Genomic DNA, 13,245 nt, shown 5'->3' on the forward strand with positions numbered 1-13,245 from the left:
GATTCATACTTTGAACAGGCCTCCGGCCACCGATTACCGCCCTCTGGCGACACCCCAAACCCCCACCAGCAGGCCTGCTCCCAGGATCGCCGCAAACCAGCCCGCCATCTGCCCGGCCACAAACCAGTGCAAGCCCTGCCCGCCGTAAAACGCGGCCAGCGCCCCCAGCCCCCCGAACAGCATCGCCGCCAGCAGGCTGACCCGGCCCGCCGGGTGCAGCAACCGCGCCGCCAACCCGACCAGCACCCCTACCATCAGCGTACCCAACATCACTTTTTCCTGAATTCCTGAAAGAGCGCCCTGCTTCACCGGTATCCCCGGACGCCGCGCGTGGCCATAACAATACGGTAATGCCGGGCTTCACCCATCCGTACCACGGCAAGATCCGCGCCGGGCGCTATAATGTAGCCCGGTTCGGCGGCGCTTTGCGCCGGAATCCGCGCTTGAATTCATGCCCGGATTGCACCTGACTCCCGCGCTGAGGCCTGCAAAGCCGCTGCCCGGAGCCCGGCCAGAGAGACATGCACCCCACCATGCAACTGCTCGCGATCGGTATCAATCACACCACGGCGCCCGTCTCGCTGCGCGAGCGGGTGGCGTTTCCGCTCGAGCAGATCAAACCCGCGCTGGGCGCCTTGCGCACCCACCTGGCGGGCAGGAACGGCACCGAAGCCGCCATCCTCTCCACTTGCAACCGCACCGAGATCTACTGCGCGACCGATGTGCTGGTGTCGGGTTCGGAAGGCTTCGAGCACACGCTGCGCTGGCTGGCGCAGCATCATAACGTGCCGGCCGGAGAACTCGCGCCCCACCTCTATTCCCTGCCGCAGTCCGAAGCCGTGCGCCATGCGTTCCGGGTGGCCAGCGGGCTGGATTCGATGGTGCTGGGCGAAACCCAGATCCTGGGCCAGCTGAAGGATGCGGTGCGCACCGCCGGCGAAGCCGGCGCGCTCGGCACCTACCTGAACCAGTTGTTCCAGCGCACCTTCGCGGTGGCCAAGGAAGTCCGCGGCCAGACCGAGATCGGAGCGCATTCGGTGTCCATGGCGGCCGCCGCGGTACGCCTGGCCCAGCGGATTTTTGAGAGCGTCTCGACCCAGCGCGTGCTGTTTATCGGCGCGGGAGAGATGATCGAGCTGTGCGCAACGCACTTTGCAGCGCAAACGCCGCGCCAGATCGTGGTAGCCAACCGCACCATCGAGCGCGGCGAGAAGCTGGCCGAGCAGCTTGCCGGCCAGGGCCTGACCACCGAGGCGATCCGCCTGTCGGACCTGGGCGCGCGCCTGCACGAGTTCGACATCGTGGTGTCGTGCACCGCCAGTTCCCTGCCCATCATCGGGCTGGGCGCGGTGGAACGCGCGGTCAAGCTGCGCCGCCACCGCCCCATCATGATGGTGGACCTGGCCGTGCCGCGCGACGTCGAGCCCGAAGTCGCACGCCTGGATGACGTTTTCCTGTACACCGTGGACGACCTCGGTGCCATCGTGCGCGAGGGCAACGCCATGCGCCAGGCGGCCGTGGCCCAGGCGGAAGCCATCATCGAGAGCCGCGTGCAGAACTTCATGCACTGGCTGGAAACCCGCAGCGTGGTGCCGGTCATCCGTGACCTGCAGGCGCAGGGCGAGGCCATGCGCCAGGCCGAACTGGAGCGCGCGCGCCGGATGCTGGCGCGCGGCGACGACCCCGAGGCTGTGCTCGAAGCACTGTCCGGCGCGCTGACCCGCAAATTCCTGCATGGCCCCACCCACGCGCTGAACCACACCCAGGGCGACGACCGCGAAACCCTGCTGCGCCTGGTGCCCGGCCTGTTCCGCCACAGCAGCCACTCCGAGCGCTAGCCGCGCTCACCTCGGCCGTGCGTGTCCTGCGCGTGGCCAGCCTTGCGTTGCCCCGGCCCGTTCCGCCGCCCCGCACGCAGCCTCAGCCCAGCAACATTTCGCACCCACCGTTTCATCGCGTCCCCGGATATCCATGAAAGCCAGCATGCTCACCAAGCTCGACCAACTGGCCGAGCGGCTCGACGAAGTCAACGCCCTGCTAGCGCGCGAGGACGCCACCGCCAAGATCGACCAGTACCGCAAGCTCACCCGCGAGCATGCCGAACTGTCTCCGGTGGCCGAGCAATATGCGCAGTATCGCCAGGCGCAGGACGACCTCGCCACCGCGCAGGCGCTGCTGGACGATCCCGAGATGAAGGAGTTCGCCGCCGACGAAATCACCGCGGCCCGCGAACGGCTGGAAACGCTGGCAGGCAGCCTGCAGAAACTACTGCTGCCCAAGGACCCCAACGACGACCGCAACCTGCTGCTGGAAATCCGCGCCGGCGCGGGCGGCGAGGAAAGCGCGCTGTTCGCGGCCAACCTGCTGCGCATGTACACGCGCTACGCCGAGCGCCAGCGCTGGCAGGTGGAGGTCATGAGCGAATCCCCGTCGGACCTTGGCGGCTACAAGGAAGTGATTATCCGGATCGCCGGCGATGCGGCATTCTCCAGGCTCAAGTTCGAATCCGGCGGTCATCGCGTGCAGCGCGTCCCGGCCACTGAGGCGCAGGGGCGCATCCATACGTCCGCCTGCACGGTGGCGGTAATGCCCGAGGCCGATGAGGTGGGCGAGATCGAGATCAATCCCTCCGACCTGCGGGTCGATACCTTCCGCGCCTCGGGCGCCGGCGGCCAGCACGTCAACAAGACCGATTCGGCGGTGCGCCTCACCCACCTGCCCACCGGCATCGTGGTGGAATGCCAGGACGACCGCAGCCAGCACCGCAACAAGGACAAGGCCATGAAAGTCCTGGGCGCCCGGTTGATGGACCAGAAGCTGCGCGCGGCCCAGGCGCAAGAAGCCAGCACCCGGCGCAACCTGATCGGCACCGGCGACAGAAGCGACCGTATCCGCACCTACAACTTCCCGCAGGGGCGGGTGACCGATCACCGGATCAACCTGACGCTCTACAAGATCGACATGATCATGGATGGCGACCTGGACGAACTGTTGTCCGCGTTGGCTGCGGAACACCAGGCCGATCAATTGGCGGCGCTTGGCGAAGGACATTAACAGCGAATCAATGCGCGGCATTACCACGTTATTGCGAAGAAATAGCTATCGCCGGGGTAATCATTCGAATCGCGAGGCATAAATCGAGATATCTGAACGAAAACCTTTGTATCTGTTGTAAATGCTTGCAACAGCACTAGCGTGCCATTTTTCGCTGTCTATAATCGCTTTCGACCGAGCCGCCATCCAGAGGTCGGCGTGTCGCCACTCTCTCTAAAACGGACAAAAGGACGAAATCATGAAGAAACTGCTCGCGCTGCTGATGATCACCGCCGCCATGGCCGCCTGCGGCAAGAAGGACGAAGCCCCGGCCACGTCGAGCGCCGAAAGCGCCATGCAGAACGCCGCCGAATCCGCCAAGGCCGCCGCCAGCGATGCCGCAGCCGCCGCCGGCCAGGCCGCCGATGCCGCCAAGGCTGCCGCCAATAGTGCCGCTTCCGATGTCTCGGCCGCTGCCGACAAGGCCAAGGAAGACGCCGACAACGCCATGGCAAAGGCCAAGGAAGCCACCAAGGACGCCGTCAACGCCAGCGCCGACAAGGCCAAGGACACCGTCAACAAGTAATTCCCGCACCTTACGCGCTGCCCGCTGCGATCGCGCGGGCGGCCCGAAAGCGCCCGCCGCTCCGGCAGGCGCGTTACACTGCAAACCCCGTCCGGGCGCCTCCCGACGGGGTTTTGCTTTTCCCTTGTTCGTTTTCGCGTCCGGTTTCCCGTCTTGCGCACCCGTAGCGCGCCTCGCCCTGCCCCGCCGCCCCATGTCCAGCACCCAGTCCAACGCCTCCTCCGCAGCCGCCGGCCCGCATGCCGCCACGCCAGTCGCCTTGCCTGATGTGGCCTCTGTGCGTGAAGTCCTGGCATTAGCTGCCGCGGCGGGATTGCCGGCGCTCGAAGCACGGCTGCTGGTGAGTCACGTCACCGGGCTGTCCCGCACGCAGTTGATCACCCGCGATGACGAAATGCTGAGCCCCGTCCAGCGCGAGAGCATCGCGGCCCTGCTGGGGCGCCGCCTGGCCGGCGAGCCGGTGGCCTACCTGCTGGGTGAACGTGAATTCTTCGGGCGCGGCTTCCGCGTCACGCCCGATGTGCTGATTCCGCGGCCGGACACGGAAATCGCCGTGGAAGCCGCCTTGAAGCTGCTGGCCCCGCTACCAGCCCCGCGCGTGCTCGACATGGGCACCGGCTCGGGCGCGCTGGCTGTCACCCTTGCATGCGAGCGCCCCGACGCCGAGGTCTGGGCCACCGACATATCGCCCGGCGCCCTGCACGTTGCCGAAGGCAACGCACGCGCGCTCGGCGCCGCCAATGTGCGCTTTCTCGCCTCCGACTGGTATGCCGGGCTGCCCGGCGGCCTGCGCTTCGACCTGATTGTCAGCAATCCGCCCTATATCGCCGCCGGCGACCCGCACCTGGCCCAGGGCGACCTGCGCTTCGAGCCGATCGACGCGCTGACCGATCACGGCGATGGTTTGTCCGACCTGGCCGCCATCGTGGCCGGGGCGCGCGCGCACCTGCATGCGGGTGGCTGGCTGCTGATGGAACATGGCTATGACCAGGGCCAGGCTGCGCGCGACCTGCTGGCCGCCGCCGGCATGACGGAAATCTTCACCGCGCGCGACCTGGCGGACCACGAGCGCTGCACCGGCGCGCGGCTGCAACCCGTGTCCGGGGCGGGCGCCTGAAGCAAGCGGCCGATTCCGGTAAAATCAGTCGCTTGCAGGCGCGTACATCACGCGCTCTCCGATTTCCCGATAGCGGCGCCCGAACCGGCACCGCATTCAACTGTAAAGAGACATCATGAGTGACGTGCAGCAAAAGATCGACCAGATCGTCAAGGGCAGCCCCGTGGTCCTGTTCATGAAGGGCACCGCCCAGTTCCCGATGTGCGGCTTCTCCGGCCGCGCCATCCAGATCCTGAAGGCCTGCGGCGTTGACGCGCCGACCACGGTCAATGTGCTGGAAGACGAAGGCATCCGCCAGGGCATCAAGGAATACGCCAGCTGGCCGACCATTCCGCAACTCTACGTGAACGGCGAATTCGTCGGCGGCTCGGACATCATGATGGAGATGTACCAGAACGGCGAACTGCAATCGCTGCTCAAGGCCTGAGCGCGCGATGACCGCAGCAGGTGACGCCAAGCCGCGGCGCATCGTCGTCGCGATCACCGGCGCCACCGGCGCGGTCTACGGGGTCCGCCTGGTACAGATACTCAGTGCTGCGCCCGGCATCGAAACCCACCTGCTGATTTCGCCGGCGGGCGTGATGAACCTGCAGCACGAACTCGACATGGGCAAGGCCGAGGTGGAAGCGTTTGCCCACGTCGTCCACAACGTGCGCGATATCGGCGCAACCATCGCCAGCGGCTCCTTTGCAGCCCACGCGATGGTGGTGGCGCCCTGCTCCATGCGCACGCTGGCGGCGGTAGCCCACGGCATGTCCGACAACCTCATCACCCGCGCAGCCGACGTCACGCTCAAGGAGCGCCGCAAGCTGGTGCTGATGGTGCGCGAAACGCCGTTGAATCTCGCGCACCTGCGCAATATGACCGCCGTCACCGAGATGGGCGGCATCATCTTCCCCCCGGTCCCCGGCTTCTACCAGAAGCCGCAGAGCGTGGCCGAACTGGTCGACCACACCGTTGGCCGCGTGCTGGACCTGATCGACGTACCGCAGACACTGGCGCCGAGCTGGGCCGGACTCAACGGCCAGGCCTGAAACCTGCCGCCGCAAACGCAGCGCGGCAGGCGCCTGCGGTGCCCGCCGTCAACGCCAGTAGCGATAACGGCGGCCGTATCCGCCGTAGTAGCCGTATCCACCGTAATAGCCCGGGCTCACCACCACCGCCGGAGCGGCATATACCGGTGCGGGCGCAACGGCAACCTCGCCGCCATAGCCCGGATAAGCCGGGTACACCGCGCAACCGCCCAGCATGGCGGCACCCGCTACCGCGATTCCCATCATCCACGTCTTCATTTCATCGTCCTTGCGGCTTTGTGTAGCCTCAAGAACGTTATACGGGCCAGCTTGGTAATACAGGGTCAACGCCCTGTAACCCTTGTTACGAATCGCAACGTTTAGGCGAAGGTAAAAACCCGCGCGCCCACCCTATATCTCAAACCTGACCCCCTGCGCCAACGGTAACGCGTCGCCATAGTTAACCGTATTGGTAGCCCTGCGCATATACCCCTTCCAGGCATCCGACCCGGATTCCCGCCCCCCACCGGTGGCCTTCTCCCCACCAAACGCTCCACCAATCTCCGCCCCGCTGGTCCCGATATTCACATTGGCAATCCCGCAATCGCTCCCCGCGGCCGACATGAAGCGTTCGGCCTCGCGCAGCGACTCGGTGAAGATGCAGGACGACAAGCCATGTTCCGACGCATTGTTCAGCGCGATGGCCTCCTCCAGCGTGGTGTAGGGCATCACATAGAGAATCGGCGCGAAGGTTTCCGTCAGCATCGTCTCGTGCTGGCGATCGGTCAGCACCAGCGCCGGCCGCACATACTCGGCATTGGGGAAACGCTCTGCCAGCACGCGCTCGCCGCCGTGCACAGTGTTGCCGTGCTCGCGGCACCGGAGCAGCGCGCGAGCCATGGCGGCACCGGCAGCGCCATCGATCAGCGGGCCGACCAGGGTCGACTCGGCGAGCGGATCGCCCACCTGCAGGCGGCCGAACACCTGGACCAGCCGCGACGTCACGGCTTCCAGCACATCGACATGCACAAAGGCGCGGCGCAACGAAGTGCAGCGCTGCCCCGCGGTGCCGGCGGCGGAGAACGTCATGGCGCGGATGGCCAGTTCAAGATCGGCCGACGGCGCGATGATCGCGGCGTTGTTGCCGCCAAGCTCCAGGATGGAGCGCTTGAAGCGTTCGGCGCAGGCAATGCCCACTTCGCGGCCCATGCGGGTGGAGCCGGTCGCGCTGATCAGCCGCACATCGGCATGCTCGACCAGATGCTGGCCCAGCGCCTGACCGCCCGGGAGCACCGTGGCAATGCCAACGTGCTGCGGCGCCGCGATCTCCAGCACGCCGTCCAGCAAGCCTTGCATGGCCAGCGCGCTCAGCGGGGTTTTCTCCGACGGTTTCCAGATCACCCCGTTGCCGCACACCAGCGCCAGCGCCGCGTTCCAGGCCCACACCGCCACCGGGAAGTTGAAGGCCGAGATGACGCCGCACAGGCCATAGGGATGCCAGGTCTCGCGCATCGCATGCTGAGGCCGCTCGGAAGCGATGGTCAGGCCGTGCAACTGGCGCGACAGGCCGACCGCGAAGTCGCAGATGTCGATCATCTCCTGCACCTCGCCCAGCCCTTCCTGCAGGATCTTGCCGGCTTCGAGCGAGACCAGTTGCCCGAGATGCTTCTTGTGTTCGCGCAGCATTTCGCCAAAGCGCCGCACGACTTCGCCCCGCACCGGCGCGGGCACCAGGGCCCAGCTTGCCTGCACCGCGCGGGCGCGCCCGATGCGCGCATCGGCTTCAGCCAAAGGGCATGCGGGCAGGTGCCCGAAGGCCTCGCCGTCGATGGGCGAGCGCACCGGCAATGCGCCGGCCGGACCTTCGCCGTCGCGCCAGGGCGCGGTCAGCCCCATGGCCTGCCAGCAGGCCGCGAATTCCTTTGCTTTCATACCGTTGCCTCTTGAAGCGGATGACGGGTGTAGTGTCGGCCGAAACGGTTGGCCAGGAAAGTGTCCAGCGGCATCGCCTCCTGCGGCACGAAGCCGGCCTGCGGCAGTTCGCCGCCGGCAACCAGGTCCAGCGCGGTGCAAATGCCGGCCGCCGTGGTGAGCTGGATCGCATTGACGTGGCCCGCGGCCGTATCGGCACCGCCGATGCGCACAGAGAACGACGCCTGCGTCAGCGGGCCACGCCCGCCCTTGGCGCCTGCTGCATAGCCGGTTGCGTTGGCGAACACGATCACCACATCCTGCCGCGTGGCGGGTATCGCGCTCTCGAAGATCTCCCGCATCCAGTCGCGGCGCTCGCGCAGGCGCAGGTCGTTGAGCAGCAGCTTCATCACCGCGCAGTGCCCCGGATACCGAATCGACTTGTAGTCCACGTCGCGCGCCCGGCCAGCCAGTGTCTCGGGCAAGGTGCCGAGCCCGCCAGACGTATTAAAGGCTTCGTACTCGATGCCGTCCAGCGCGAAACTCTCCAGCCCTTCCAGCGCGGGCACTTCCACGCGGCGGCCATCGACGATGGCTTCGCAGGGATTGCAGTATTCGTTGATCAGCCCTTCCGTGCTCCAGGTCAGGTTGTACTTGAGCGCATTGCTCGGGTAGCGCGGCAGCGCGCCAACGCGCATTTTCAGGTCGAGCAGTTCGCCGCCGCCATGCAGGAAGCGCTGGGCGAGGTCGTTGCCGACCACGCCGATAAAGCCCGGTGCGAGCCCGCACTGCGGCATCAGCACGGAGCGCGCGCCTTCAGCGAGCCGGCGCACGGCATGGGTGGCGGCAACATCTTCGGTCAGGTCGAAATAGTGCGCGCCGAGGCTGACCGCGACCGTGGCCACGGCGACGGCGGCATGGAACGGCAGCGCGTTGAGCACGGCATCCGCGCCGCCCAGCAGGCTGGCGCAATCCTGGGCCTGGCCCGGGTCGCCGACGCGCACGGCGACGCCTTCGGGCAGACCTTCTAGATGGGCGGGTTCGCGGTCGACCAGGGTGACGCGGTAGTCGCCGCTGTCATGCAGCATGACGGCGATGGTGCGGCCGATCTTGCCTGCACCGAGCACGACCACGCGCATTGGCGTCTGGCTGGCATTGCGGGCGGGAGTGACGGGGGTAACGGGAGCGGCCGGGTTGGCGGGCTGCGCGGCGGGCGCCGCGGCTTGGGTGGTTTGTCCAGTCTGGTCCAGATGGCCGGTTGGCGTGATGTAGGTCATGATGTCCCTCGTGGAGAGTGTGGATCGGCCTTCGTCCGTGTTTGAAGTATGGTTGCGGGGAAGGTCAGAATGAAGGGACAAGATTGACGAAAAGGCCTCACAATCGAACGAATCGACGAGACTATCGGTCGAATCGTCGACACCGCCTTGTTTTCTGCCTTCGCGAACCGCGCCAAGCCCATGACCGAACTTGATCAGACCGACCGCCACCTGCTCTCACTGCTGCAGGCCAACGCGCGCGAGAACGCCGCCAATCTCGCGCGCAAGCTCGGCATTGCCCGCACCACCGTGGTGGCCCGGATCGCGCGGCTCGAACGCGACGGCGTGATCGCCGGCTATGGCGTGCGGCTTGGCAAGGAGATGGAAGACAATGCCATCCTGGCGTTCTGCGGCTTGTCGGTGATGCCAAAGACCGCGCCGGCCGTGGTGCGAGCGCTGCAGCGCTTTCCCGAGATCGAGGAACTCAATTCGGTCAGTGGCCCCGTGGACTACATGGCGGTGATCCGCTGCGACACGCATGCCCGCCTGGACAAGCTGCTCGACGAAATCGGCGCGCTGGACGGCGTCAACCACACCACCACGTCGATCGTGCTGGCGCGCAAGATCGACCGGCGCAGGGCTGCCGGCTGATACTGCGGCGAAAGCGCAAAAGGCTTATGCTGCACAACTTGGCAGGCAGCCGGGGCATCCCGGAAAACCATCCAGATCAGGAGAGCAGGACGATGAGCAATCGCATTCGAGTCGCCGTGGGCGGCGTGACCGGCTGGGCCGGCGGCGAACTGGCGCGCGGGGTGGCGCACGCGGACGACATGACGCTGGTGGCCGGGTTGTCGCGCGGCGCCGCCGGGCAGACCCTTGCCGAACTGACCGCGCACAAGGGCACGCCCGGCGTGGCGGTGGCCAGCATCGACGAACTGGCGGACGGCGCCTGCGACGTCTATGTGGAATACACCAAGCCGGATGTCGCCAAGCGCAACATCCTGCAAGCGCTGGCAAAGGGCGCGCACGTGGTGGTGGGCACGTCGGGGCTATCGGACGATGACTACCCCGAGATCGACGCCGCCGCGCGCCGGGCCGGACGCGGCGTGCTGGCCTGCGGCAACTTCGCCATTACCGTGGTGCTGCTGCAGAAGTTCGCCGAGATGGCCGCGCGCCACCTGGAGCACTGGGAGATCATCGACTACGCCAAGGCCGGCAAGATCGATGTGCCCTCCGGCACGGTGCGCGAACTGGCGTATCGCCTGGGGCAGGTCCGCGAAGCCGCGCAAGTGGTGCCCATCGACCAGGTCAAGGGACCGAAGGAAACCCGCGGCGCGACCCTGTCCGGCAGCCAGGTGCACGCGGTGCGGCTGCCTGGGTACCAGCTGGGCGTGGAGGTGATCTTTGGCGCCGACGGGCAACGCCTGCACCTCAAGCATGAGGCCGGCGATGGCTCCAAGCCTTATGTGTCCGGTGCGCTGCTGGCGATCCGCAAGGTGCACACAGTGACCGGGCTGGTGCGCGGGCTGGACAAGGTGATGGAAGGGCTCTGAGCTTTGCTCGCCTCTCGCCCCAAGGGGAGAGGCGAGCAAGCACAATCCGGCACTTCAGGCGGCGCTCGCGCGCCCTCTCACCACTTCCCGTCCTTCCCCTTCTTCGCCTCCGCCTTGCTCGCCGGCGCCGCCTGCGCTGCCGAAGCGGCATTGGGATTGAGCTGTTGCGCCATGGCCTTGTCCTGGTCGGCCATCAGCACGCGGGCCTGGGGCAGCAGCATTTCGATGGTGCCGTTGTTTGGATCGTCCGGAATGGCGTAGAGCTCCACGGTCAGCGGCTTCCTCATCCAGCCGGCATGCGTGCTCTTGACGGGCTGGCCGGCCTTGTCCTTCATCTCCACCTGTTCCGAGCGGAAGGGCTTGCCGTAACGCGCGGTCAGGCTGTCCACCGCCGTCTTCTCCGAGCGCACGCCGTCGGTCGGCACGATCAGCCCGACCAGGGCGTTGCGGTCCACAAAGGCGACCACGTGCGGCCCGTCCATGAAGGCGGGCCGCTTGTCGCGCGGTACGCCGACCTGGCGCATCACGCCGTCGCCGCGCACTTCGACGCACAGGGCGGTCACGTCGCGGCCATCGGGGGTGCGCTTGTCGGCGCAATCTGGCAGCGTGGGCAGCGGGCTGCCAATCTCCAGGCTCTCGAGCATCGGCGCCAGTTTGTCGGCGGCGCCATCCTTGGGCGCTGCGCCCGCCCAGGGCGAAACCAGCAGCAGGCTGGCAACGGCCAGCCCGGCGAGGGGGTATTTCATCCAGACTCCTGAGAAAAGCTCCGGATTGGAGCGCCCCCTGCGCGCGTGGTTCCTGCCGGCACCCACTAGGTGGCAAGGCAGGCACTCCGCTGGGGGTTAATGCGACATATTCAGCACGGCGTTAGCCAGCACTGCCAGCAAGACTAACAGCAACCCCCACAACAGCAGCCGCGGCACCCGGCTGGGCGGCAGTTGCCGCCGCGGCAAGCGCGCCAATGGCGGCAGCGGCGAACGCAGCCGGGTATGGCCGTGCAAGCCGAGCGTATGCCACACCGTTTCCGGGCCGAGATCCCGCACGACGGTGCTTTCCTTGCCAGGCGGATTCTGCGGCGGCACGCCCGGCGCACCTTGCTGGCGGCGCGGCGCGCTCGGCGGACGTTGGGCGCCGGTGCTGCCCGGCGGTCGTTGCGTGGCCATCTGTGCTCCCCGGTTCATCGTGCCGGCGCGGGTCCAGGTGTGCCGCCGGTACACAGCGCCGGGCACCTGGCCCGCGCGCCGCTCATATTAAGGCAAAGCGGCGCCGCAAACCGTGGCTTCGCCCGGCTTATGTTGCCGGCGCCACTTTTCGCGTGACGCTCAGCGCTTCGCGGCGGAAGGTATGCGCGACATGGTGGTAGAACGGATGCGGGCAGAACTGGCGCGCGAGGAAGGAAGCCAGCAGCGAAGCGGCCAGCAGGAAGAGGGTGAGATCCTGCGAGCGCGTCATCTCCATCACGATCACGCTGGCCGTGATGGGTGCCTGGGTGGCGGCAGCCAGGAAGGCCGCCATCGACACCAGCGCCAGCACGCGGGGCTCGGTCATGCCGCCGAAGATGTGGCCGACCCACTGCGCCACATTGGCGCCGATGCCGGAGCCGATCGCCAGCGAGGGCGTAAAGATCCCGCCGGGAATGCCCGCGAAATACGACACCACGGTGGCCACCAGCTTGGCGATGCCGAACCACAGCGTGCTGTGCGGCTCGCCGTTGATCAGCCCGGCGGCCTGCTCGTAGCCGGTACCGAAGGTCGCGCCGCCGGTGGACCAGCCAATCACCGCCGCCACCAGGCCGCACAGGAATGCCACCAGCACCGGATGCTCCACCGGCCAGCCACGCAGCCGCGCCGGCAACAGCGCCGGCACGCCGCCGATCAGCAGTTTGGCGAACAGGCCGCCAAGCACGCCATTGACCAGCGCGCACAGCAGTACCGGCCCCCAGGCGTCGTGCAGCGCAAGGATCGGCGTCTTGACGGCGAAATACGGGTTGTTGCCCAGGACCGCCAGCGACAGGAAGCCTGCGGTCAGCACGCCCGAGAGCACCAGCCGGTCCCAGCGCACGGCGGTGCCGCGGCCGAGTTCCTCGATGGCGAATACCACGCCGGCCAGCGGCGTATTGAAGGCCGCGGCCAGGCCTCCGGCGGCGCCGGCGGCGATCAGTGCATTGGGATGGAAGCCGATGCGGAACTGCAGGCGCTCATGGCACCAGTGGCCCCAGGCCAGCATGGCGGCAGCGCCCACCTGCACGGAGGGGCCCTCCCGCCCGATCGACGCGCCCGCCAGCAGGCCGCCCGTCGTTAGCAGCACTTTCCACATCGACTGGCGGAACGACACCAATACGGTCTGCGCCGGCCCCGAGGGCGGCAACGTAACGGCCGCGATCACCTGCGGAATACCGCTGCCGCGCGCCTGCGGCGCCAGCCGGATGGTGAGCCAGCGCAGCGCGGCCAGCCCGAATGGCAGCAGCACGAAGGCCAGCCACGGCGTAGCGGAGGTCAGCTGGTAATTCCAGCGCAGCGCCACTTCGGCAATCCACGCGAATATCAGCGAGAACAGCGCCACGCAGCCAGCGCCGCACATGAAGACGGCGTAGCGCAGGGTGGTTCGGGAGATGCGCCACATCTGGCGCGATTTGCGGCCGGCGGCAAGGCGGGCGCGGCGGCGCAGGGCATGCAGGCGATCGGTTTCGGCGCTGGGATCGCGCAGGGGACCGGCAAGGGGCTCTTGGTGCGGATCAGGCTCTGAGTCGTTCATGGCGCGGCGGACGTGGGCAAGA

At 67.3% G+C, this 13,245-nt stretch carries 15 protein-coding genes; 8 read left to right on the forward strand and 7 right to left on the reverse strand.

Going from position 1 to position 13,245, the window contains the following annotated elements:
- Nucleotides 1–33 precede the first annotated feature (33 nt).
- A complete protein-coding gene (locus tag ACZY0R_RS34520) occupies nt 34–270 on the reverse strand; it encodes a hypothetical protein (protein WP_488864830.1) in 237 nt (78 codons plus the stop codon).
- A gap of 263 nt (nt 271–533) precedes the next feature.
- Here ACZY0R_RS34520 and hemA point away from each other — a divergent pair, with 263 nt between their 5' ends.
- The 6 genes from hemA (at nt 534) to ACZY0R_RS34550 (ending at nt 5,770) form a co-directional block, all read left to right on the forward strand.
- On the forward strand, nt 534–1,838 hold the full coding sequence (gene hemA / locus ACZY0R_RS34525) for a glutamyl-tRNA reductase (protein WP_488866344.1): 1,305 nt from the start codon (nt 534–536) through the stop codon (nt 1,836–1,838).
- A 133-nt stretch (nt 1,839–1,971) separates the two neighbouring features.
- On the forward strand, nt 1,972–3,054 hold the full coding sequence (gene prfA / locus ACZY0R_RS34530; protein WP_488864832.1) for a peptide chain release factor 1: 1,083 nt from the start codon (nt 1,972–1,974) through the stop codon (nt 3,052–3,054).
- A 238-nt stretch (nt 3,055–3,292) separates the two neighbouring features.
- Nucleotides 3,293–3,619: a hypothetical protein gene (locus tag ACZY0R_RS34535; protein WP_488864834.1), complete on the forward strand. Its 327-nt coding sequence runs from the start codon at nt 3,293–3,295 to the stop codon at nt 3,617–3,619.
- A 193-nt stretch (nt 3,620–3,812) separates the two neighbouring features.
- Nucleotides 3,813–4,736: a peptide chain release factor N(5)-glutamine methyltransferase gene (gene prmC / locus ACZY0R_RS34540; protein ID WP_488864836.1), complete on the forward strand. Its 924-nt coding sequence runs from the start codon at nt 3,813–3,815 to the stop codon at nt 4,734–4,736.
- A 115-nt stretch (nt 4,737–4,851) separates the two neighbouring features.
- A complete protein-coding gene (gene grxD / locus ACZY0R_RS34545; protein ID WP_035875397.1) occupies nt 4,852–5,163 on the forward strand; it encodes a Grx4 family monothiol glutaredoxin in 312 nt (103 codons plus the stop codon).
- Nucleotides 5,164–5,170: 7 nt separating this feature from the next.
- Nucleotides 5,171–5,770 carry a UbiX family flavin prenyltransferase gene (locus tag ACZY0R_RS34550; RefSeq protein ID WP_045238842.1) on the forward strand — a complete coding sequence of 200 codons (600 nt, stop codon included), beginning with the start codon at nt 5,171–5,173 and terminating at the stop codon, nt 5,768–5,770.
- Between the two features lie 48 nt (nt 5,771–5,818).
- On the opposite strand, the gene ACZY0R_RS34555 is transcribed toward ACZY0R_RS34550, so the two are convergent.
- The 3 genes from ACZY0R_RS34555 to ACZY0R_RS34565 all read right to left on the reverse strand — a co-directional run bounded on the left by ACZY0R_RS34555 (nt 5,819) and on the right by ACZY0R_RS34565 (nt 8,799).
- Nucleotides 5,819–6,028, reverse strand: coding sequence for a hypothetical protein (locus tag ACZY0R_RS34555; RefSeq protein ID WP_441628961.1), 210 nt, complete (start codon nt 6,026–6,028; stop codon nt 5,819–5,821).
- A gap of 132 nt (nt 6,029–6,160) precedes the next feature.
- Nucleotides 6,161–7,681 carry an L-piperidine-6-carboxylate dehydrogenase gene (gene amaB, locus ACZY0R_RS34560; RefSeq protein ID WP_488864839.1) on the reverse strand — a complete coding sequence of 507 codons (1,521 nt, stop codon included), beginning with the start codon at nt 7,679–7,681 and terminating at the stop codon, nt 6,161–6,163.
- On the reverse strand, nt 7,678–8,799 hold the full coding sequence (locus ACZY0R_RS34565; protein WP_488866346.1) for a saccharopine dehydrogenase family protein: 1,122 nt from the start codon (nt 8,797–8,799) through the stop codon (nt 7,678–7,680). Before ACZY0R_RS34565 ends, amaB begins: the two co-directional genes overlap by 4 nt.
- 318 nt (nt 8,800–9,117) lie before the next feature.
- Here ACZY0R_RS34565 and ACZY0R_RS34570 point away from each other — a divergent pair, with 318 nt between their 5' ends.
- The gene (locus tag ACZY0R_RS34570; protein WP_045238839.1) at nt 9,118–9,567 is read left to right on the forward strand and encodes an Lrp/AsnC family transcriptional regulator; all 450 of its coding nucleotides are present in this window, start codon (nt 9,118–9,120) and stop codon (nt 9,565–9,567) included.
- A 92-nt stretch (nt 9,568–9,659) separates the two neighbouring features.
- Nucleotides 9,660–10,469 (forward strand): 4-hydroxy-tetrahydrodipicolinate reductase, encoded by an 810-nt coding sequence (dapB, locus tag ACZY0R_RS34575; RefSeq protein ID WP_488864842.1) that lies wholly within the window; start codon nt 9,660–9,662, stop codon nt 10,467–10,469.
- A gap of 77 nt (nt 10,470–10,546) precedes the next feature.
- Here the strand turns inward: dapB and ACZY0R_RS34580 are convergent, their stop codons facing one another.
- The 3 genes from ACZY0R_RS34580 to ACZY0R_RS34590 form a co-directional block, all read right to left on the reverse strand.
- Complete coding sequence (locus ACZY0R_RS34580; protein WP_488864844.1) at nt 10,547–11,215, reverse strand: hypothetical protein; 669 nt, start codon at nt 11,213–11,215, stop codon at nt 10,547–10,549.
- Nucleotides 11,216–11,311: 96 nt separating this feature from the next.
- Nucleotides 11,312–11,632, reverse strand: a complete 321-nt coding sequence (locus tag ACZY0R_RS34585; RefSeq protein ID WP_488864846.1) for a hypothetical protein — start codon at nt 11,630–11,632, stop codon at nt 11,312–11,314.
- A gap of 127 nt (nt 11,633–11,759) precedes the next feature.
- Complete coding sequence (locus ACZY0R_RS34590) at nt 11,760–13,223, reverse strand: chloride channel protein (RefSeq protein WP_488864848.1); 1,464 nt, start codon at nt 13,221–13,223, stop codon at nt 11,760–11,762.
- Nucleotides 13,224–13,245: the final 22 nt, after the last annotated feature.

Source organism: Cupriavidus sp. F041 (assembly GCF_057814235.1).